The 20,541-nt window shown below is 64.3% G+C and carries 32 protein-coding genes; 29 read left to right on the forward strand and 3 right to left on the reverse strand.

Annotated features, from left to right (window positions below):
- The 29 genes from A6723_RS14865 to A6723_RS14995 all read left to right on the forward strand — a co-directional run.
- Positions 1-465 (forward strand): pentapeptide repeat-containing protein (locus tag A6723_RS14865; protein WP_139092992.1); only part of this gene is annotated, 465 nt, incomplete at its 5' end.
- Positions 466-579: 114 nt separating this feature from the next.
- The gene (locus A6723_RS14870) at positions 580-906 is read left to right on the forward strand and encodes a hypothetical protein (protein WP_054908780.1); all 327 of its coding nucleotides are present in this window, start codon (positions 580-582) and stop codon (positions 904-906) included.
- Positions 903-1,085, forward strand: coding sequence for a hypothetical protein (locus A6723_RS14875; RefSeq protein ID WP_054908781.1), 183 nt, complete (start codon positions 903-905; stop codon positions 1,083-1,085). Before A6723_RS14870 ends, A6723_RS14875 begins: the two co-directional genes overlap by 4 nt.
- Entirely contained in the window at positions 1,082-1,255 is a 174-nt protein-coding gene (locus tag A6723_RS32145; RefSeq protein ID WP_175405554.1) for a hypothetical protein, read from the forward strand. The genes A6723_RS14875 and A6723_RS32145 overlap by 4 nt, the downstream gene beginning before the upstream one ends.
- A 170-nt stretch (positions 1,256-1,425) precedes the next feature.
- Positions 1,426-2,184, forward strand: a complete 759-nt coding sequence (locus A6723_RS14880) for an ERF family protein (RefSeq protein WP_054908782.1) — start codon at positions 1,426-1,428, stop codon at positions 2,182-2,184.
- Positions 2,181-2,825, forward strand: a complete 645-nt coding sequence (locus A6723_RS14885) for a lambda exonuclease family protein (protein ID WP_054908783.1) — start codon at positions 2,181-2,183, stop codon at positions 2,823-2,825. Before A6723_RS14880 ends, A6723_RS14885 begins: the two co-directional genes overlap by 4 nt.
- Complete coding sequence (locus tag A6723_RS14890) at positions 2,822-3,190, forward strand: hypothetical protein (protein ID WP_054908784.1); 369 nt, start codon at positions 2,822-2,824, stop codon at positions 3,188-3,190. Before A6723_RS14885 ends, A6723_RS14890 begins: the two co-directional genes overlap by 4 nt.
- Entirely contained in the window at positions 3,190-3,438 is a 249-nt protein-coding gene (locus A6723_RS14895) for a hypothetical protein (protein WP_054908785.1), read from the forward strand. Before A6723_RS14890 ends, A6723_RS14895 begins: the two co-directional genes overlap by 1 nt.
- 75 nt (positions 3,439-3,513) lie before the next feature.
- Entirely contained in the window at positions 3,514-3,723 is a 210-nt protein-coding gene (locus A6723_RS14900; RefSeq protein ID WP_054908786.1) for a hypothetical protein, read from the forward strand.
- A gap of 20 nt (positions 3,724-3,743) precedes the next feature.
- The gene (locus tag A6723_RS31285; protein WP_175405555.1) at positions 3,744-4,010 is read left to right on the forward strand and encodes a hypothetical protein; all 267 of its coding nucleotides are present in this window, start codon (positions 3,744-3,746) and stop codon (positions 4,008-4,010) included.
- Between the two features lie 87 nt (positions 4,011-4,097).
- Positions 4,098-5,039, forward strand: coding sequence for a DNA cytosine methyltransferase (locus A6723_RS14905; protein ID WP_054908787.1), 942 nt, complete (start codon positions 4,098-4,100; stop codon positions 5,037-5,039).
- A gap of 51 nt (positions 5,040-5,090) precedes the next feature.
- Positions 5,091-5,687: a hypothetical protein gene (locus A6723_RS14910; RefSeq protein ID WP_054908788.1), complete on the forward strand. Its 597-nt coding sequence runs from the start codon at positions 5,091-5,093 to the stop codon at positions 5,685-5,687.
- 66 nt (positions 5,688-5,753) lie between these two features.
- On the forward strand, positions 5,754-6,386 hold the full coding sequence (locus A6723_RS14915) for a dATP/dGTP pyrophosphohydrolase domain-containing protein (protein WP_054908789.1): 633 nt from the start codon (positions 5,754-5,756) through the stop codon (positions 6,384-6,386).
- Complete coding sequence (locus A6723_RS14920) at positions 6,383-6,934, forward strand: hypothetical protein (protein WP_054908790.1); 552 nt, start codon at positions 6,383-6,385, stop codon at positions 6,932-6,934. Before A6723_RS14915 ends, A6723_RS14920 begins: the two co-directional genes overlap by 4 nt.
- Positions 6,931-7,650, forward strand: coding sequence for a hypothetical protein (locus A6723_RS14925; RefSeq protein WP_054908791.1), 720 nt, complete (start codon positions 6,931-6,933; stop codon positions 7,648-7,650). Before A6723_RS14920 ends, A6723_RS14925 begins: the two co-directional genes overlap by 4 nt.
- 88 nt (positions 7,651-7,738) lie before the next feature.
- Entirely contained in the window at positions 7,739-7,936 is a 198-nt protein-coding gene (locus A6723_RS14930; protein WP_054908792.1) for a hypothetical protein, read from the forward strand.
- 3 nt (positions 7,937-7,939) lie between these two features.
- Positions 7,940-8,404 (forward strand): hypothetical protein, encoded by a 465-nt coding sequence (locus tag A6723_RS14935; RefSeq protein ID WP_054908793.1) that lies wholly within the window; start codon positions 7,940-7,942, stop codon positions 8,402-8,404.
- Positions 8,405-8,585: 181 nt separating this feature from the next.
- On the forward strand, positions 8,586-9,413 hold the full coding sequence (locus A6723_RS14940) for a hypothetical protein (protein WP_054908794.1): 828 nt from the start codon (positions 8,586-8,588) through the stop codon (positions 9,411-9,413).
- Positions 9,410-9,925, forward strand: a complete 516-nt coding sequence (locus tag A6723_RS14945) for a DUF1643 domain-containing protein (protein WP_054908795.1) — start codon at positions 9,410-9,412, stop codon at positions 9,923-9,925. Before A6723_RS14940 ends, A6723_RS14945 begins: the two co-directional genes overlap by 4 nt.
- Positions 9,918-10,100: a hypothetical protein gene (locus A6723_RS14950; protein WP_064979768.1), complete on the forward strand. Its 183-nt coding sequence runs from the start codon at positions 9,918-9,920 to the stop codon at positions 10,098-10,100. The genes A6723_RS14945 and A6723_RS14950 overlap by 8 nt, the downstream gene beginning before the upstream one ends.
- The gene (locus tag A6723_RS14955) at positions 10,093-10,362 is read left to right on the forward strand and encodes a hypothetical protein (RefSeq protein ID WP_083192861.1); all 270 of its coding nucleotides are present in this window, start codon (positions 10,093-10,095) and stop codon (positions 10,360-10,362) included. The genes A6723_RS14950 and A6723_RS14955 overlap by 8 nt, the downstream gene beginning before the upstream one ends.
- A gap of 40 nt (positions 10,363-10,402) precedes the next feature.
- Entirely contained in the window at positions 10,403-10,798 is a 396-nt protein-coding gene (locus A6723_RS14960; RefSeq protein WP_054911311.1) for a hypothetical protein, read from the forward strand.
- Positions 10,791-11,282 (forward strand): hypothetical protein, encoded by a 492-nt coding sequence (locus A6723_RS14965; RefSeq protein WP_139092993.1) that lies wholly within the window; start codon positions 10,791-10,793, stop codon positions 11,280-11,282. Before A6723_RS14960 ends, A6723_RS14965 begins: the two co-directional genes overlap by 8 nt.
- Positions 11,279-11,731 carry a hypothetical protein gene (locus A6723_RS14970; protein ID WP_054911308.1) on the forward strand — a complete coding sequence of 151 codons (453 nt, stop codon included), beginning with the start codon at positions 11,279-11,281 and terminating at the stop codon, positions 11,729-11,731. Before A6723_RS14965 ends, A6723_RS14970 begins: the two co-directional genes overlap by 4 nt.
- A 286-nt stretch (positions 11,732-12,017) precedes the next feature.
- On the forward strand, positions 12,018-13,202 hold the full coding sequence (locus A6723_RS14975; protein ID WP_054911307.1) for a site-specific integrase: 1,185 nt from the start codon (positions 12,018-12,020) through the stop codon (positions 13,200-13,202).
- 29 nt (positions 13,203-13,231) lie between these two features.
- Positions 13,232-15,001 (forward strand): N-acetylglutaminylglutamine amidotransferase, encoded by a 1,770-nt coding sequence (locus A6723_RS14980; RefSeq protein ID WP_054911306.1) that lies wholly within the window; start codon positions 13,232-13,234, stop codon positions 14,999-15,001.
- Positions 15,002-15,071: 70 nt separating this feature from the next.
- Complete coding sequence (ngg, locus tag A6723_RS14985) at positions 15,072-16,871, forward strand: N-acetylglutaminylglutamine synthetase (RefSeq protein WP_054911305.1); 1,800 nt, start codon at positions 15,072-15,074, stop codon at positions 16,869-16,871.
- On the forward strand, positions 16,868-18,094 hold the full coding sequence (locus A6723_RS14990) for an osmoprotectant NAGGN system M42 family peptidase (protein ID WP_064979771.1): 1,227 nt from the start codon (positions 16,868-16,870) through the stop codon (positions 18,092-18,094). Before ngg ends, A6723_RS14990 begins: the two co-directional genes overlap by 4 nt.
- 65 nt (positions 18,095-18,159) lie before the next feature.
- Positions 18,160-18,390, forward strand: coding sequence for a YheU family protein (locus A6723_RS14995; protein WP_037009258.1), 231 nt, complete (start codon positions 18,160-18,162; stop codon positions 18,388-18,390).
- 260 nt (positions 18,391-18,650) lie between these two features.
- Here the strand turns inward: A6723_RS14995 and A6723_RS15000 are convergent, their stop codons facing one another.
- The 3 genes from A6723_RS15000 to A6723_RS15010 form a co-directional block, all read right to left on the reverse strand.
- Entirely contained in the window at positions 18,651-18,980 is a 330-nt protein-coding gene (locus A6723_RS15000) for a YnfA family protein (RefSeq protein ID WP_054911110.1), read from the reverse strand.
- Between the two features lie 29 nt (positions 18,981-19,009).
- The gene (locus A6723_RS15005; protein WP_024766159.1) at positions 19,010-19,435 is read right to left on the reverse strand and encodes a hypothetical protein; all 426 of its coding nucleotides are present in this window, start codon (positions 19,433-19,435) and stop codon (positions 19,010-19,012) included.
- A gap of 240 nt (positions 19,436-19,675) precedes the next feature.
- Positions 19,676-20,488: an SDR family oxidoreductase gene (locus A6723_RS15010; RefSeq protein ID WP_054911111.1), complete on the reverse strand. Its 813-nt coding sequence runs from the start codon at positions 20,486-20,488 to the stop codon at positions 19,676-19,678.
- Between the last annotated feature and the right edge of the window lie 53 nt (positions 20,489-20,541).

Here is a 20,541-nt window from a genome sequence, read left to right on the forward strand (position 1 = left end):
CTGCGCGACGCCAACCTGCGCGGCGCCAACCTGCGCGGCGCCAACCTGCGCGGCGCCAACCTGCGCGGCGCCAACCTGCGCGGCGCCAACCTGAGCGACGCCGACCTGAGCGACGCCAACCTGCGCGGCGCCAACCTGCGCGGCGCCAACCTGAGCGGCGCCAACCTGCGCGGCGCCAACCTGAGCGAGTTGTCATCAATATGGGGCGCGACCGGAAACCTCCGCGAGGTGAAGGCTATTCAGGCGGATATCTGGCCTGTCACCTACACCGCCACCCACATGCAGATCGGCTGCCAGTTCCACACCTTGGCCGAGTGGTGGGCCTTCAACGACGAAGAGATCAGCGGTATGGATTCGAAGGCGCTGGCCTGGTGGTCGGTCTGGAAGCCGATCCTGAAGCAGATCATCGACGCCTCTCCGGCCGTACCCGGTGGCGACAAGCCGGCCGGTGCCGAGGCGGCGTAACCGAACAGCGAACGAGTCGAGGGGCTTGATCAGCCAGACCTGACGCATCCGGGGAAGCGCCCGGCGTTCGCCCTGATTCAGCAGCCGCATGTTCGCGGCCATGAGGTCATAGACATGAATGCAATCCAGCACCACAGGATCGAGGAGCACCAGCTCGCGTCGAGCGAGTGGCTCACCGCTCAGGTCGGCAAGCTCCTCAAGGGCAACGACGCCGACAACATCCTTTTCTTCACCAAGACGATGCCGAACTGGCAGCAGGGCTTCGCCGACTCGGTCATGGAACTGCTCGGCGAGATCGGCGGCCGGGAATGCCCGGTCGTGCAAATCCTCATCGCTCTGGAACAGAACGAACCCGAACTGGCCTCGGCCATCTACCACAGCCGAATCCGCGAGCACGTCGTCCAGCTCGCTGAGCAATGCATCCAGGAGAACGCAGCATGAAGTACTACGTCGAACTGACCTACCCGAAAGCGCTGCGCTTGCCGGTATACGGCATCACCCTGGAAGCGGTGAGCAAGTCGCAGGCGATCACCGAGGCCACCATCGAAGCCGGCCGTGAGGGTTATCGCGGCTCGCCGAAGAAAGTAACCGCCCGGCAGCTTCAGGAGGCCGCAGCATGAGCGCCGCCACCGAAAGCCAGTACGAAGAGTTCGCCGGCAAGAGCATCCGTGCGGCGACCAGCCTGGCGCGCCGCAAGGGCTATTTCAACCCGGTATTCACCCAGATTTGCGGAGACCTCTGTGTCCTCCGTTTCAAGCGGCATCCACACCCGGCCGCAGCGGGCCGCTGAGCGGATATCTGCGGCGGGTTCAGCCGGCCAGTACCCGGTTCAAAAACCCCGGCAGCCAAGCGTCTAGCACCTCCTTCGACCGCGGGCGTGATTGGCCGAGTGGCGCACGTAACGCGCCTTTCCCTTTCCCTTTCCCTTCACTGGCTGCGGTCACGCGGCGAGGTCACACCATGTCTACTGCAATCGCAGAGCGGCAGGAATCTGCCGTTGTTGTCCAGGCCGAGTCGGCCACCATCCTGCAGGTGATCCAGCGCGCAGCCGCTGACCCGCAATGCGACATCGAGAAGATGGAACGCCTGCTGGCCATGAAGGAGCGGATGGACGCTAGGGCAGCGGAAGTCGAGTTCAACGACGCTCTTTCCCGTGTCCAGGCGAACATGGGCCGAGTGGCTGCTGATGCCACTAACAACCAAACCCGCAGCGCCTACGCCACCTACGGGAAGCTGGATAAGGCCCTCCGCCCCGTGTACACGGCTGAGGGTTTCTCGTTGTCGTTTGGGACCGAGGAAGCCCCGGAAGGCATGGTCGGCATGATCTGCTTCGTAAGCCACCGTTCCGGCCACACCCGCCAGTATCGCGCGCACGTCCCATCCGATGGCAAGGGCGCCAAGGGCGGCGACGTGATGACCAAGACCCACGCATTTGGCTCCGGCACCTCCTACGGAATGCGCTACCTACTGAAGATGATCTTCAACGTGGCCATCGGCGAGGAAGACGACGACGGCAACGCCGCCGGCAGCGACGATCTTCGCAATGCCGTGCTGGATGACCTGATCGCCAAGGTCAAGGCAGCGAAAACCGGCGCAGAACTCCAAGGCGTATGGCAGTCAGGCCTAAAGGTTCTGCAGGCCGCCAAGGATGTGGCTGGGGCAGATGAACTCCGCGCCGCCGTAACCGCGCGTAAGGCTGAACTGGAGAAGTCGAAATGATCCTCATCTCATGTGACCAAGGCAGCGAAGCGTGGCACCGTGCCCGCGCCGGCGTAATCACCGCGAGCATGTTCAGTGACGCCCGGGCCAGGCTGAAGTCTGGCCCGAACAAAGGGCAGCCGACCTCTGCAGCACTCGACTACGCCTTCAAGCTCGCAGTGGAGCGCATCAGCGGCGAGCCCCTGGATGGCGGCTTTGAAACCTGGCAGATGAAGCGCGGCCACGAACTGGAGCCGATGGCCAGGATGGAGCACGAAATCCAGACCGGGCTGATGGTTCAACGCGCCGGCTTCGTGACCACCGACGATGGCTGCTTCGGCGCCAGTGCTGATGGCCTGATCGGCGAGGACGGTGGCAGCGAGTACAAGTGCTTCATCGCGCCCGAGAAGCTTCGCGCCTTCCACATCGACAACGACGCCAGCGGGATCATGGACCAGGTGCAAGGCTGCATGTGGATCACGGGCCGCAAGTTCTGGCACGTCGGGATGTACTGCCCTGCCCTTGAGTCCGTCGGCCGCCAGCTCTGGTGGCAGGAGTTCAAGCGCGACGACGACTACATCGAGGCGCTGGAGGACGACCTGTGGCAGTTCAAGCTGCTGGTCGACCAGTACGAAACCAAGCTCCGGGAGAAGGCAGCATGATCCCCATCGACTACCGCTCTACCCCTCCGGTCGATATCGCCCGCGCAGAGATCGCGGGGAAGGTGGCGGAGTACCTGGCTGCTGGCCGGCAGATCGAGCTGATCCCCATTGGCGTCTCCGGCGAGAAGGAATTCAGCGTCTGGAACAACAAGCAGCGCTCTCCTGGGCAGACCGACAAGGCCCATGCAGCCTTCCAGAACAACGCCAGGGAGAAGCGCCGCCTTCTCGCCCAGACCGTACGCTACTGCGCCGAGCAGCGAATGACGATCTCAGCCACAGCGGACGCCATGGACCTGGACCGGAACACCGTGCGCCGGATCGCTGCAGAGCACGGGATCGAGTTCTTCCGCAGGGAGCGCGCGTGATGGCAGCGAAGACCGCAGCAGAGCGCAAGGCCGAGCAGCGCGAACGGGACAGGATGAACGAGGAGGAACGCCTGGCGCGCCTCCTCTCCCGCCGCATCAGCCTGGACCTGTTCAAGGCCACCGACGCCAAGCTCGCCCGGATCATGGAGCGCCTGCAGATCGACGAGCCGCAGGACGTGCTGACTCGACTGATCCATGGCGCTGACCGCCTCGACGACGAGTCACTGGCCGATCTGGCCAGCCACTAGTCACGCCTACCTGTCACACAACGCTTTCGCCCTCCGCTGCACTCGCGGCGCGGCGGCGCTCTACCTGGAGAAACCATGAAGCTCACATCGATTCCCCGCATCAAACGGGTGTCGCTGGATCGCCAGCGCCTGCGTCGTCCGCGACCCTCGGCTCGAAAGATCAACTTCCTGCTCCGGGGTGGGCCGCTGAGCATGGCCTGGCTCTGCAGCCCCGGCACCCTCTGCTTCAGCTACCGCGACTGGCGCGGCTACTACGACAAATCCAACAAGTGGGTATCGCTATGAGTACGTTTGCAGTGTTCGGCATGACCCGCGACCTGGCGCTGGATGATGCCCGCAAGACCGTGAAGACCAGTCGCCGCACGCCGCTCGGTGAGCAGCCCATTCCGATGACCGAATGGCTCGCCCTGTGTGAGAAGACTGCCGACCAGGTAATGGCCGGCACCAAGACCAAGCAGCTCGGCCCGCTATTTCGACGCGCCGCAGTTCGCCGAGCAGTTCATTCAGGTCGCGCGGAAGACCCTGAAGTGCCGCGACCTGCACATAAAAGCGAAGGTCATCCTTACCGATGAGAAGGGCAAGCCAATCATCGACAAGAAGACCAAGGCGCCGAAGGTTGGCTGGCGGAAGTACGACCCAAGCACGGAGCAGCTTTCGGCATGACCATCACCTACGGCTCAGTGTGCAGCGGCATCGAGGCCGCGAGCGTTGCGTGGCACCCGCTGGGCATGCGCGCCGCCTGGCTCTCCGAGATCGAGCCCTTCCCATCTGCCGTTCTGGCGGCGCGCTGGACAGAGGCGGAGAACCTGGGCGACATGACCAAGATCGCCAAGCGCGTGCTGGTCAGCGCAGTCGCGGCGCCGGACATTCTGGTGGGCGGAACCCCATGCCAGGCCTTCAGCGTGGCTGGTATGCGCGAAGGCCTGGCCGATCCGCGCGGCGCCCTAACCATCAAATACGTGGAGCTGCTCGATGCAATTGACCATGTTCGAACCCAGCGAGGCGAGCCTGAAGCCGTCTGCCTCTGGGAAAACGTCCCCGGCGTCCTCTCCGACAAGGGCAACGCGTTCGGGTGTTTCCTCGGCGCCCTGGTGGGCGAATCCCAAGAACTTCAGCCGCCAGGGGGAAAATGGAAGGACGCTGGTTGTGTGTATGGACCCCGGCGAACAGTCGCATGGCTGGTTCTGGATGCCCAATATTTCGGCCTGGCCCAACGACGCCGCCGTGTGTTCGTTGTCGCAAGTGCTCGAGCAGGATTCGATCCCGCCGCGGTTCTATTTGAGTCCGAAGGCACTCGCCGGGATCAGCCGCCGGGACGGCCGGAGGAGTTCACGGTTCATCCTACTCTCACGGCTCAAGGGGGCGGCGCTCTCGATGACCGAGAGGCATATGTACTGGAGCCCGATGGCGTCAGGCGTACCACCCCGCTCGAATGGGAGCGCTGCCAGGGATTCCCTGACAACTACACGCTGATCCCCTGGCGCGGTAAGCCCGCCGAGGAATGCCCGGATGGCCCACGCTACAAGGCCATCGGGAACAGCAAGGCTATTCCCGTGGTGCGTTGGATTGGTCGCCGCCTGCTTCAACAGCTTCAAGCCTGATTCACCTACCCCACTCCATGCCATTGTGCCACTACGGCGCGAGGACTCGTCATGCCTGAAAAACCGCTGAAGGCCTACCACGTAGGCGAAGGCTCCGATGGGGAGCATGTGATCGTCTTCGCTACCAGCGGGGCTGCCGGCCGCCGGAAAGGTGGCAATGAACTGAGCCTGGAGTTCGAGGAGGTCGAGTTCTGCCGCCGCGCACCGTGGGCTGATGAGTTCGCCGGCCAGCGCTTCATCCCGGCCACGTCCTATCACGACAACGGCTGGTGGCTGTACTGCAATCACTGCGAGACCAGGCTTTACGAAGACGCCGAGGACGAAGACGGCAACCCGCGACAGCTTGTCTACGACGGCCAGCACGCTTACTGCGACCAGGTCTGTAAGGATGGGCACGAGCGGGAAATAGCCGATGCCAACGCGAAGGGCGAAGCATTCAAGGCAAAAGCCCTACAGGAGCGCCCGTACCTGACCTTCACGAAGTGGAACGTCGGCTGGCCACGGATCACACAAAGCGCGGAGTACACCTTCCCCGGTGGGAAATACGGCGGCTCAGTCAGAGACGACGGCGACGGGCAGCTGCACTGGTTCATCGCCCAGGCCGATCAGGAAGCCTGGAACACCTTCCAGGCGCAGCGAGCAGCCTGACCCTCCGCAACAATTTGCCCTTTTCCGGAAACTCTTTTCCGCGCCAGCAGGCGCAAGGATCTCTTCATGCCAGCAAACAACCATCCCGCCGACCAGGCGGCAATTGAAGCCCTGCACGGGCTCCTGTCTGAAAACATCAGCGATCGCCTCATTGCCTTCCAGGATGCCACCTACGCCATGGGCCGCGCCCGTGGCCAGCAGGACGGTTTCAACTTCGAGCAGCACCTGCAGCGCCAGCGCGACTTCAGTGAGCGCACCTTCGGCCCCGGCGCCCGCGCCGCCGGCGTGGTGGACCACATCCGCAAGGAGCTGCGCGAGATCGAGGAGAGCCCCGGCGACCTGGCCGAGTGGATCGATGTGGTGATTCTTGGCCTGGATGGCGCCTGGCGCACCGGCGCCACCCCGGAGCAGATCATCGAAGCCCTGACCGCCAAGCAGGCGAAGAACGAGGCCCGGACCTGGCCTGACTGGCGCACGTCGCCGACGGACAAGGCAATCGAGCACAACCGCGCCGATGATCCGGTCGACGACGATACCTATTTCGTCCACCGCAACGCCGGCAAATCCGTCTTCGTGAAACACGGCCCCTTCTTCCGTGACCAAGGTGGACTGACCCAGGACTGGGGCAAGGGCTGGACGCGAATCAAGGCCACATCCATCGAGCACGCCCGCCAGATCGGTGAAGAGGTACTGCCATGAAGCAGATCATCTGGAGCCTGCTGGCCAAGCTGCTGGCAATCCCCGCCGTCGCCGCCTGGATCATCCAGCGCGCCGGCCGCACTCCCTACCACCACATCATGTCCGCCGACGGCTCCGAGACCTACATGGGCCGCTGGTGGCTGTTCAACCCCTACGACCGGAACACCCATCAGGCCAAGCACTGGTGGTTCCCGTGGTCGGTTCGCGTCCACCACATCATGCGCGCCGATCAGGACCGCGACCTACACGACCACCCGTGGAACGCCCGCACCGTGATCCTTGATGGCTGGTACATCGAGCAGCGACTGGCTGACGACCGCCTGCTGACCATGGTCGACGCGCCGCCCGGTGCCCAGGTGACCGAGTTCATCCGCCGCAATGCCGGCGACACTGCCGCGCTCCGCCATGGCGAGTATCACCGAATCGACCAGGTAGCCGAGGGCGGCGTCTGGACTCTCTTCATCACCAGCCCCTGGCAAGGCGAATGGGGATTCCTCGTCGCCGGCAAGAAGGTGCACTGGCGGACCTATACCGGAGATCAGCAATGAAGGAACGTCCGATCCTGTTCAGCGGGCCGATGGTCCGCGCCATCCTGGAAGGCCGGAAGACGGTCACGCGCCGAGTGATGAAGCACCAGCCACACGAAGACGCGAGCGTCACGGTGGAGAACTACAACGTCACCGTTGTGGATCGCCACGGCGAGCAACAGCCAGGCCCTGAAGTCTTCGGCGCATGGTGGAGCGATGGAGAACGCGGCTGCGTCTGTCCCTACGGCCAGCCAGGCGACCGACTGTGGGTGCGCGAGAGCTGGTGGCAGGCTGGCGACTGGCAGTCCACCTACCCGGAAGACGACACCGGTGCCTGGTTCGGTAGCAAGCGGATTGTTTACTCGGCCGACGGCGCGCCGCCGAACGAACCCAACCGTCACTACCCAGCCGGGTTGCGCAACGGGGCTTACTCCGCAGCGGAACCGAACAAGATCTGGCGCCACCGGCCGAGCATCCACATGCCCCGCTGGGCCTGCCGCATCCTGCTGGAAATCACCGCGGTGTACGTCGAGCGCCTGCAGGACATTAGCGAGGAGCAGGCTATTGCTGAGGGACCTCCTGGCCTGGCCTTCCCTGCTCCCCCTGGCTCGCATTGGGTTACTGAAGACGGCCGGCGTCGAGCGTTCATGCGCCTATGGGATGACGTGAACGGCGCCGGTGCTTGGGATGCCAACCCCTGGGTCTGGGTGGTCGAGTTCAAGCGGGTGACGCCATGACCAGCCCCACCTTCTGCCGCGGCACCGGCCTCCCTGTTCTCGAATGCATCTGCCTGCGCTGCAGGCCTGCCCTCCAGGAGCGAGCACCATGCAAGCCATCCAACTGACCGTCGAGCACCGCCAGGGCCGTGACGGGAAGCCGTACCTGTTGATCGACGGCCTTCCACGACTTGGCGCCGAACTCGATCCCGACCAGGCCCACGCGCTGGGCCGGCAGCTTATCCAGGCCGCAATCGACTCCCGCCAGGGCGAGCGCGGCACCATCCAATACCCCGTCGAGGGCTGAGCCATGACCGAACAACAAGCCTGCACCCTCTGCGGTGCGGATGGGCACACTGCTGCCCGGTGTAACTGGAACAAGAACAGCGCCAAGATCGCCGTAGCCTCGCTCAGGGCCGGACTGCGCGCACTGTCTGACTACATCGGCCCGAAATGCCGCAATGCGGTAGAGGAGGCCATGGCCACTACCTCCCTCGACCACTTCGCGCCACAGCCAGTGCCGGCAGAGGGCGTGCGCGTCCATGATGAGGTGTTCGAAGCCGAGTTCATGACTTGGTGGGAAGATGACGGACAGTTCTGCCGATCTGGCGGCGGCGACTACGAACGCACGTTCGCCTTCCAGGCATGGCGCCATCTCTACCCGCAGCTGATCCAAGCCCGCGCAGCCCTGGCGCAACTCTCCCCTGTGCCGGAGCTGGACGAAGTTGCAGCCCTACAAGCCCAGCCCATCGGCGGGAAGGAGGATGGGGAATGAGCATAAGCAGAGAGCGGCGCCGCGAAATAAAACAGATGGCCCGATACTTTTGCGCGGGTCTGGTAGAGAACGCAGAGCCAATAGCGAGTGGTGGTTTTGACGATCTAAACCATGAGGAGGCTGTTGCCCTGGAAGCTGAATGCAACGCCGTTGCACGTCGGATTTATAAGGAACCCCGCCCATGACCCGCACAGTAGCAGTGCCAGTTGAGTTGCTGGAGCGCATCCATAACCTGCTGGATAACTACATCACTCACTTCACCCCGGAAGAGGAAGAGCTGCGCACCCTTCTCGCCGAGCAGCCTGGGAAGCAGGTGCCGGTCGAGTTCGATTACCCCGAGTTCCACGCGGTAGCCATGGGCTGCGGCCTCGAAGATCGCGGGATCACTGACCGCTATGAGGCCATGCGTTACGGCTATGACGAGGCCGTGGATCAGTTTGCCCATATCATCGAAAGCCTCGGCCCGCTTTACGCCGCCCCGGTCGCCCAGGCTGGGCAGGTGCCGGAGGAGTGGCGCAAGGCCCTGGAGTTCTACGCCAAGGGCGACCACCTCTTGCTGGCCGATCCTGATGCTTGGGACACATGCAGCGGTGAGCCTATGAACTGGCTGCACGACGAGGCCGGGACAGCCAGCGTCGAGGACGGATCGTTCGCCAAGCAAGCGCTCGCCGCCGCTCCGGCGCAGGAGGTGGAGAAGCCTGACGCCTTCGAGGTAGCCCGCCACTCCAAGCGTCTGGTTGAACAGCTCCGCGCCAAGGTGGCCGAGCTGGAAGAGCGGCAGGCCTCCAGACATATCGGCGGTATCCGCCAGGCTGGGCAGGTGCCGGAGGAATGGCGCGATATGCTCGCCAGTCTGCAATGGCACTACCGTGACCACGACGACCACTGGCACCGTCCGCAGGGTTACTACTGTCCGCAGTGTGGCGGTGAAAAAGACAAAGGGCATGAGGAGCACTGCAAGCTTGCCGCACTGCTCGCCGCCGCTCCGGCGCAGGGAGGTGAGTCATGAGCGCGATCATCAGTCCGTGCGGCAAGTACCGTTACCGCCTGGAGCGCGAATGCGGCATGCCCTTCGAGGGCTCCAAGGTGTTCGCGTTCTTCGGCGTCAACCCGAGCACAGCGGATGCCACCATCGACGACGCCACGGTTCGAAAATGGCGCGGCTTCACGCTGCGTAACGGCGGGCACCGCTTCATCGTTGGCAACGTGTTCGCCTTCCGCGCAACGGACGTTGGGGCGCTGTTCCACGCCGATGACGCCGTGGGACCGGACAACCTGCACCACCTGAAACAGATCATCGCCGACGCTGACGTTTTGGTTCCCTGCTGGGGGTCGTCTGACAAGGTGCTCAAGTCGCTGCGCGGACGCCTGAAGACTCTGCTGTACATCCTGCAAAGCAGCGGAAAGCCGGTAATGCACTTCGGCCTGACCAAGGGTGGCGAGCCGCGTCATCCGCTCATGCTCGGCTACGACACGCCGCTGACCCCGTGGTCGGCGCAGGGAGGGTCTGCTGATGAGTAATGTCCAGCGCTGGGAGCCAGAGAACACCTTCCTCGGCTACAACATGCGGCCAGACCTTGAAGGCTCGTTCGTGCTGCATGACCACTACGCCAAGCTCGAAGCCGAGGCCCAGGCGCTCAGGGAGGAAGTCGCAGCCCTGCGCGCCCTGCTCGGCGAGGGGAAGGAGCATGAGTGAGCTGATCTATTGCTGCTCATTCTTCAGCGAGCGTCCGCAGAACTGGCTCCCCTGTTCCAAGGAGCATCACGACATGGTTAAGGCCAATCCGCATGATTGGCCGGGCTATGAGGTTCGTGAATTCACCGCCATCCCCGCCGACCAGGTGCTGGTGTCGCGCTCGCTCCTACACTCTGCCGCGACCTATCTTGATGCCTTGGCGCCAGCATGCAGCGCCGAGGAAGAGGTAGCCAAAGACCTCCGCGCCATCCTCCACCCCTAACCGTTGCCCTTAACCGCACACCCATATGGGAGGCATGACCGTGCCCGAGATTCGCTGCGAATGTGGTCGCTCTAAACACCTCGGAACCGATGAGTGGCTGAAGGGCCTGACGCTTGATCAGGTCCGCCACGCCAAGACCAGGGCTGAGGAAATCATCAAAAGGGCCGAAGAGGCGCCGAACCGCACCGTGTGGGTGGTGAACAACGGCACCTACAACGACGCCTTCTACCGCGAGGACGAATACGAGAAAGCCGCAGAGCACCTGCTGCGAATCTTCAAGGAAAGGTTCATGTCAGAGGCCAAGGACTACGCCGAGAAGCCCTATGCGCCCAGGCGGTTCGCCGAAGAGGTGCCGCACATCTACCCCCAGCGCGTGACCCAGTACGAGTACGACAACGAATGGTTTCCGGAGAAACAGGGAGACGACCGTGCCTGACATGAGAGAAGAGTTTGAAGCTTGGGTCCAGCGCGATTGGCCGGCCGCACCGCTGCACCACGTCCGCGACGCACTGCCAAAGGACGATCCGCGTTACGGCGAATACTGCAACGAGATGATCCAGCGCGCATGGGTCGGATGGCAAGCCAGCCGCGCAGCTCTGAGGGTGGAGCTGCCGCTGATTGCCGAGGTGGAGCGGCTGCGCGCCAGGCTGGAGATCAGCGACAAGCATCCGTATGACGGCATTGCTTGCCGCGACGAGACGATAAAGGGGCTGGATGAGAAGTGCGACCGGCTCAAGGCGGAGAACGAGGGGCTGCGCGAGAAGTTGACCGACTGCGCCGATTCCCTGCACGCCGAAATGCTGCAGAAGTACGGCGGACAGCTGCCGGATGACATGCACCCGGTCACCCGGCGCGACTATGACCGCGACATGGCCGAGGTTGCGGAGTACAGAGCAGCCCTGGAAGGAGGCGGGAGATGAGCGACGCACCCATCGAGCCGCACGAACACCTCTACGGCGTGAAGGTCGTTCAGATCGAAGACCTGAGGGTCGCGCGCGGCCTTACCCGGCGCCCACTTTCGTCCTGTCGCCACCGGAAGATGGTGTACGACGACAAGGAGCGCCGCATCTGGTGCAGCGATTGCGAGACGGAGGTAGAGCCCTTCGACGCATTCATGTACTTGGTCGAGGTGTTCGATGGCGGCCTGAAGGACTTGAACCGGCGACGCCGTGAGATTCACGAGGCAGAGCAGTTCGCCATGCGCAGCCGGGCGGCAAAGGTGATGGATGAGGCCTGGCGCAGCACCACCATGGCCCCGCTCTGCCCGCACTGCAACGCTGCAATCCTCCCTGAAGACGTTGTGAAGGGAGTGGCTATGGCATCCAAGCAGCTGATCCGCAAGCGCCGCGAGAAGCAGAACCCGGCCTGACAGCCCACCCCCATCCTTGCCCGACACGGGCGACCTCTCAGGCCAGGTCCTGGCCACAACCCTAGAACATTCATTGCCAGCATTGGCTGGCAGGTGAGGTATTGCCCATGAGTGCAGCAGAGCGCCTCATTGATGAGGTGGACAAAGTCACCGAGAAGAAGATGGCCGAGTTGATCGGCACTACGGCAAAGGCCCTGCAGCGAAAGCGCGAGCGGGGGATCATCCCGGCAGGAATCTGGATGAAAATTGACGGCCGAATCATCTACAGCAAAAGGAGGTACGACGCGTGGCTAGAAAGCCTCTGGACCTGCCGACCGGCGTTGAAGTCGTCGGCAAGTCGGTCCGCATTCGATTCCAGTGGGGAAAGCGCAGGCGCTGTGAGACGCTCGCCTACCCTCCGACCCAGAAAGGGATCGCAGCAGCCGACGCTCTACGTACTCAGGTAGTCCAGTTCAACAAGCTGGGCGCCCTGACCCACGAGAAGTACCTGGAATTCTTCCCATCCTCCCGCGCGAAGATCCCCTCCACCGCCTGCCCCACGTTCTTCGAATACGCCCAGGAATGGCTGGACTCGCTCGAGATCGTGGACAGCACCCGCAAGGGCTACCGGATCGCACTGCAGCTCTATTGGATTCCTCACCTGGCACAGCTGCCCATGGATCAGATCCCGCCACAGATGCTGCGCCGCATCACCACACAGACGAACTGGCCATCTCCGGGTCGGCGCAAGTACGCCGTTCGGGTATTGGCGTGCCTGTTCAAGCTGGCCCTGAAGGAGGAGCTGGTGCAGCGCGATCCCACCCTATCCATTCCGAAGGCCAGGGTTCCCAAGCGGGAGATTGATCCGCTCACACGAGAGGAGGCCGACGCCATCATCGACAAGCTGTACCTGCTGGCCACCGGACTACAGCGGATTTACGCCTGCTTATTCGAGTTCCTTTTCTACACCGGCATGCGCCCGGGCGAGGCAATGGCCCTGCGGTGGGAAGAGGTCGACACGCGCAGCCGAAAGGCCAGGGTCTGCCGCATCCAGCAGCGCGGGAAAATCTACGAGCGCACCAAAACGAAGACCGTTCGCGAAGTTTTGTTGAACGATCGCGCGCTGCATGCCCTCGAACAAGCTAGGCCGCTGACTGCGGCGAGATCGGATTACGTGTTTGCTCCCAGCCTGAAGGCAGAGCGCTCCGACCTGTACATCAAGTCGGAGACTGGACCCAAGCGCTACTGGCGCGACGCCTTGCGGAAGCTCGGCATGCGCCAACGCAGGACGTATGACACTCGCCACACCTACGCGACGATGTGCCTGATGGCCGGGATGAATCCGGCTTTCATCGCCTCGCAGCTCGGCCACAGCGTGCCAGTTCTGCTTTCGACTTACGCCAAGTGGCTCAACTCGACGTCCGACTGGAGCGAGATGGAAAAGCTAAAAACTGGTACGAAATTGGTACGGAGGAAAGCTAAGGAGGACTGAGGCCCTGATTTTACTGGGCCCACAGCACTATGTGCGGAATTGCAGGAGAACTACGTTTCGATAACCAGGCTGCGGACCTTGCCGCAGTCGAACGCATCACTCATCACCTCGCACCGCGAGGCCCCGATGCCTGGGGTTTCCATAGCGAAGGTCCCCTGGCGCTGGGCCATCGACGGCTGAAGATCATGGACCTGGCGGAAGCTTCCGGTCAGCCGATGATCGATACCGCCCTGGGCCTGTCACTGGTCTTCAATGGCGCCATCTACAACTACCCGGAGCTGCGCCAGGAACTCGAAGCCCTGGGCTACCGCTTCTTCTCCGGTGGCGACACCGAGGTCCTTCTCAAGGGATACCACGCCTGGGGTGAAGAACTATTGCCACGCCTCAATGGCATGTTCGCTTTCGCCATCTGGGAACGCGACAAACGGCGCCTGTTCATCGCCCGCGACCGTCTCGGCATCAAGCCGCTGTACCTGTCGCAGACCGGCAAGCGCCTGCGCTTCGCCTCCAGCCTGCCGGCGTTGCTCAAGGGCGGCGATATCGACCCGGCGCTGGACCCGGTGGCACTCAACCACTACCTGAACTTCCACGCCGTGGTGCCCGCGCCACGCACCCTGCTGGCCGAAGTGCAGAAGCTGCCGCCGGCCACCTGGATGACCATCGACGCCGACGGCCACACCGAGCGCCAGCGCTGGTGGACCCTGGACTACGGCCCGCTGCCGGATGAGCGCGAGCTGACCCTGGACGACTGGGAAGACCGCCTGCTGAGCAGCCTGCGCGACGCCGTGAGCGTGCGCCAGCGCGCTGCCCGCGAAGTCGGCGTGCTGCTCTCCGGCGGCGTCGATTCCAGCCTCCTGGTCGGCCTGTTGCACGAAGCCGGCGTCGAAGACCTGCTGACCTTCTCCATCGGCTTCGAGGATGCCGGCGGCGAGCGCGGCGACGAGTTCCAGTACTCGGACCTGATCGCCCGACGCTACGGCACCCGCCACCACCAGTTGCGCATCGACGAGAACGAAGTCATCTCGCAGTTGCCGGCGGCCTTCCGCGCCATGAGCGAGCCGATGGTCAGCCACGATTGCATCGCCTTCTACCTGCTCTCGCGGGAAGTCTCCAAGCACTGCAAGGTGGTGCAGAGCGGCCAGGGCGCCGACGAGCTGTTCGCCGGCTACCACTGGTACCCGAAAGTGGCCGGCGCGAAGGACCCGCTGCAGGCCTACCGCGCGGCCTTCTTCGACCGCAGCCATGGCGAGTACCTGGACACCGTGCGCGAGGCGATGCGGGTCGAGGACGTGGCCAGCGAGTTCGTCCGCGACCACTTCGCCCAACCCGGCGCAGAAGACCCGGTGGACAAGGCGTTGCGCCTGGACAGCACCATCATGCTGGTGGACGACCCGGTCAAGCGCGTCGACAACATGACCATGGCCTGGGGCCTGGAAGCCCGCGTGCCGTTCCTCGACTACCGCGTCGCGGAACTGTCGGCACGCATCCCGTCACGCTTCAAGCTTGGCGACGGTGGCAAGCAGGTGCTCAAGGCCGCCGCGCGCAAGGTCATCCCCAGCGAGGTGATCGACCGGCCCAAGGGGTACTTCCCGGTGCCCGGCCTCAAGCACCTGCAAGGCAATACCCGCGCCTGGGTCAGCGAATTGCTGCTGGACCCGAGCCAGGACCGTGGCCTGTTCGAGACGGCGATGTTCGACCGTCTGCTCAGCGACCCGGCGAGCGACCTCACTCCGCTGCGCGGTTCCAAGTTGTGGCAGTTGGCGGCCCTCAATCTCTGGCTGACGGAACAAGGCCTCTAGAGCCCGGCGGCGCCGTGCGTGGCGCCGCCTTCCCCACAGCCCAGGACAGATGCTTATCAGGGAGCGCACGATGAAACCCCATTCCAACCTGCCCCATCCCCACAACCAGAGGCTGCTGCGCGGCCAGACGCCGACCTATGAGCGCCTGCAGGCGCGCTTCGCCGGCGACCACGCGGAAAGCCACGGCCCGCTGATCCTGCAATGCGGCTGGGGTCGCCTGCTGATCGGCCATACCTTCTCCAGCCCGGACAAGCTGGCGGCCGAGTTGCTCAACGAACAACCCGGCGAGCGCGACATTGCCCTCTACGTCGCCGCGCCACAGCAGGTGCTGTCCCACGCCCCGCAGCAACTCTTCCTCGACCCCTCGGACGCGCTGCGCCTGTGGTTCACCGACTACCGCCCGGCGCGCCGCCCCTTCCGTGGCTTCCGCATCCGCCGCGTGCACAGCGACGACGACTGGACGGCGATCAACCGCCTCTACCTGTCGCGCGGCATGCTGCCGGTCGATCCCTCCAACGTCACCCCGCGCCACCAGGGCGGCCCGGCCTATTGGCTGGCGGAAGACGCCGAGACCGGCACGGTGATCGGCACCGTCATGGGCATCAACCACGCCAAGGCCTTCCGCGACCCGGAAGGCGGCTCCAGCCTCTGGTGCCTGGCCGTGGACCCGCAGTCCAGCCGGCCCGGCGTCGGCGAAGCGCTGGTGCGCCACCTGATCGAGCACTTCATGAGCCGCGGCCTGGCGTACCTGGACCTGTCGGTGCTGCACGGCAACCAGCAGGCCAAGTCGCTGTACCGCAAGCTGCGCTTCCGCGAATTGCCGACCTTCGCAGTGAAGTGCAAGAACGGCATCAACCAGTCGCTGTTCCTTGGCCCCGGCCCGGAAAAGGGACTCAATCCCTACGCGAAAATCATCGTCGACGAAGCCCATCGACGCGGCATCGAGGTGCAGGTGCAGGACGCCGACGCCGGCCTCTTCACTCTCACCCAGGGCGGCCGGCGCATCCGCTGCCGCGAGTCGCTGTGCGACCTCACCAGCGCCGTCAGCATGAGCCTGTGCCAGGACAAGACCCTCACCCACCGCGCCCTCGACCGCGCCGGCCTGCGCCAGCCGCAGCAGCGCCTGGCCGCTGGCACCGCAGACAACGCTGCATTCCTCGAAGAGCACGGCGCGTTGGTGGTCAAGCCGGTGGACGGCGAACAGGGCCAGGGTGTCGCCGTGGACCTGCGCACAGCCGAGGAAGTGGAGAGCGCCATCGCCCACGCGAAGCAGTTCGACACCCGCGTCATCCTCGAGAGCTACCACCCCGGCAATGACCTGCGCATCGTGGTGATCGGCTACGAGGTGGTGGCCGCCGCCATTCGCCGCCCCGCCGAGGTGATCGGCGATGGTCGGCACAGCATCCGCAAGCTGATCGAGGCGCAGAGCCGCCGGCGCCAGGCCGCGACCGGTGGCGAAAGCCGCATCCCGCTGGACGGCGAGACCGAGCGCACCCTGGCCGCCGCCGGCTTCAGCTACGACGACGTGCTGCCCAGCGGCCAACGCCTGGCCGTACGCCGCACGGCCAACCTGCATACCGGCGGCACCCTGGAAGACGTCACCGAGCGCCTGCACCCGGCCCTGGCCGACGCCGCCATCCGCGCGGCGCGAGCGCTGGAAATCCCGGTCACCGGCCTCGACCTGCTAGTCACCGAGGCCGACCAGGCGGACTACGTGATCATCGAAGCCAACGAGCGCCCCGGCCTGGCCAACCACGAGCCGCAGCCGACCGCCGAACGCTTCGTCGACCTGCTCTTCCCGCTGAGCCGCGAACTCCTGCATCGCGACAACCGTGATCAGCCTCACCCCAACGAAGAGGCCCCGGCATGACCCAACTGCCACAACCTGACCTCAACTACCTGCAGCGCGTGCTGCTGGAAATGCTCGCCATCCCCAGCCCCACCGGTTTCACCGACACCATCGTGCGCTACGTCGCCGAACGGCTGGAGGAGATCGGCGTGCCCTTCGAGATGACCCGCCGCGGGACCATCCGCGCCACCCTGCTGGGGCGGCGCAAGAGCCCGGACCGCGCCGTCTCGGCGCACCTGGACACCATTGGCGCCATCGTCCGCGAGATCAAGCCCAACGGCCGCCTGGCCCTGGCGCCGGTGGGCTGCTGGTCGAGCCGCTTCGCCGAGGGCAGCCGGGTCACGGTGTTCTGTGAGAACGGCGTATTCCGCGGCAGCGTGCTGCCGCTGATGGCCTCCGGGCACGCCTTCAACACCGCGGTGGATACGCTGCCGATCAGCTGGGATCACGTCGAGCTGCGCCTGGACACCTACACCGCCAGCCGTGCCGACAGCGAATCCATCGGCGTGGCCATCGGCGATTTCGTCGCCTTCGACCCGCTGCCCGAGTTCACCGAGAGCGGCCACATCAGCGCCCGCCACCTCGACGACAAGGCCGGCGTGGCCGCGCTGCTGGCCTCGCTCAAGGCCATCGTCGAAGCCGGCCAGGTGCCGCCGATCGACTGCCACCCGCTGTTCACCATCACCGAGGAGATCGGCTCCGGCGCCGCCGGCGCGCTGCCCTGGGATGTGAGCGAATTCGTCGGCATCGACATCGCCCCAGTGGCCGAGGGGCAGAACTCCAGCGAACATGCGGTCAGCGTGGCGCTGCAGGACTCCGGCGGGCCTTACGATTTCCACCTGTCCCGGCACCTGCTGCGGCTGGGTGAGCGCCACGAGATCGCCGTGCGCCGGGACCTGTTCCGCTACTACCACAGCGATGCGCAATCGGCGATCACCGCCGGCCACGACATCCGCACGGCGTTGCTGGCCTTTGGCTGCGATGCCACCCACGGTTATGAGCGCACTCATATCGACAGCCTGGCCGCACTGTCGAAACTGCTCACCGCCTACCTGCTCAGCCCTCCGGTGTTCGACAGCGACGCGGAACCCAGCGAGGGCACGCTGGAGCGCTTCAGCAAGCAACTGGAGCATCCGGTGCACATGGAAAGCACCACCCATGTACCGCCGGTGGACGACCTGATCGACAGCGGCGACGCTCCCGACAAGAGCAAGGACAAGGGCAAGGAACCCGACCGCCGTTAGATCGGAAGCTGCACTCGCGGCAGCGCGGGACTACAATCCCGCGCTGCGCTTTCGAGTACCCCGCCATGCTGATTCCTTACGACCTGATCGAAGCCGACACCCTCAACAACCTGCTGGAAGACTTCGTCACCCGCGAAGGCACCGACAACGGCGACGACACGCCGCTGGACGTGCGCGTGGAGCGCGCGCGCCATGCGCTCAAGCGCGGCGAGGCGGTGATCGTCTTCGACCCGGAAAGCCAGCAGTGCCAGCTGATGCTGAAAAGCGAAGTGCCGAGGGAGTGGTTGGAGGACTGAAGTACCCGCGCAGAAACACCCCGTAGGATGGTGTGGAGCGCAGCGATACCCATCGATTGCGCGCACCCATCGCATGGGTATCGCTGCGCTCCACCCATCCTACGATGAAGCTCAGCTGATAGACCGGAGCGCTTTTCGTAGGAGCAAGGGGGACGCCATCGTTATTGCTCGCGAACCTGGCGCTCGCCGGCGACTCAGGCGCAACTGGCTACTCTGTTCGCGAGCAAGCTCGCTCCTACAGGTTTGCGTTGTACTCAGACTCAGGGCGCGAGACGAGGCCCGAGCAACACCACGCTGGCGCCGATCACGCAGAGCGCCACGCCGACCCAGTCGCTCCACATCGGGCGACTCTTTTCCACGAAGGCCAGCCAGAACAGCGATGCGGCGACGTAGATGCCGCCGTACGCGGCATACGCACGCCCGGCGTAGTTTGCCTCGACACGGGTGAGCAGCAGGGCAAATACCGTCAGGCTGAGCAACCCGGGAATGACCCACAGGGCGCTCTTGTCCAGGCGCAGCCAGAGGTAGAAGGCGTAGCAGCCAGCGATCTCGCAGAACGCGGCGAGGACGAACCAGAGGTAATTGATCATGGATTCTTTCCGTAACGGGAGGCGCGCGATCAGCCGCGCAGGCCGCCTTCGCGCTCCCAGGCGCAACGCACTTTCAGTTCACCTTCGCGCGGGCTGTGGAAGCCGTTCTCGGACTCCCAGCGGAAGGTGTGGCTGCCGTTGACTTCGGTTTCCAGGTGCACCACCGCACTGGCCCAGTAAAGCCGGCGCAGCAGCGCTTCGAACTGTTCGACCCAGAGTTTCCACTCGTACTCGATGGTCTGGTAGCTGGCGCCGAAATGGATCACCTGGGACTGGTACAGGCCCGCGCCTTCGGTCTCGCAGCGGCTGAACATCTCGCGGCCGAGGAACGGCCAGGCCTCGCCCATGGGCAGGCTGTCGAGCACCTTGCGGTTGGCGGCGCGGCGCAGGCGGCGCTCCATCGAGTCGCCGGGCCAGTCGCGGATGCAGCCATAGACGATGGATTCACAGTGCAAGCGGGTTCTTCCTTCAATGACACCGGAGCCTTCTAACACAGGCCCGACGATGCGCAAAGCACGAACCCCAAGAGCTGGGCAGTAGCCCGAAAAAGCAAAAGCCCCGCGACATGAGCGGGGCTTTCACCGGGGTCCAACGTACATCAGCCAGGCAGGCCGGTGACTAAAACTAACCCTTTGCACCGGCCTGGGCAAGCCCTGTCTTTCATTGCACCGAAAGGGGGCGAAAATACCCTTCGATTACGAAAGACTGCGGCGCTTGGCTTGCATCTTCTCCGCCATCTTCGCCATCTCGTCGTAGATCGCCTGCGGGTTCTGCTGCTTGATCTGCCAGGCCATACGGCCCTGCTCGTGGGGCAGGATCATGAAGACATCGCGACCCACTTCCTGGTGGATGTAATCGGCGATGTCAGCGGCGCTGATCGGTGAGCTTTCCAGCAGTTTGCCGACCTGGGTCTTCATTTCCGGGCTCGGGCCGCGGAAGGAGTCCAGCAGGTTGGTCTGGAAGAACGACGGGCAGACCACGTGGACCTTCACGTCCACCAGGCTGAGGTCGGCCAGCAGGCTTTCCGACAGTGCCACCACGCCGGCCTTGGCCACGTTGTAGTTGCTCATCGCCGGGCCCTGCATCAGTGCGGCCATGGAGGCGATGTTGATGATGCGGCCCTTGCTCTTTTCCAGCAGCGGCAGGAAGGCCTTGCAGCCCTTGACCACGCCCATCAGGTTGATCGAGATCTGCCAGTCCCAGTCCTCCAGCGACAGTTCGCTGAAGAAGCCGCCGGAAGCGACGCCGGCATTGTTGACGATGATGTCGATGCCGCCGAACTTCTCTTCGCAGTTCTGCGCCAGCTGGGTCAGCTGGCTGTAGTCGCGCACGTCGCAACGCTGGGTAAAGCCGTCACCGCCGGCTTCACGCACCAGCTTGAGAGTTTCCTGCAGGCCTGCTTCGTTGACGTCGGCCAGCGCCAGCTTCCAGCCCTCGCGGGCCCAGCGCAGGGCGATTTCGCGTCCGAGGCCGGAACCGGCGCCGGTGATCATGATGCGATTTTGCATAAGGGAGGTCTGCCTTTTCTTGTCTTGTTCGGGACGGGTGGTCGACGAGGATT

Origin of the sequence: Pseudomonas sp. AU11447 (genome assembly GCF_001672555.2) — a bacterium.
GTDB classification, from domain to species: Bacteria; Pseudomonadota; Gammaproteobacteria; order Pseudomonadales; family Pseudomonadaceae; genus Pseudomonas; species Pseudomonas nitroreducens.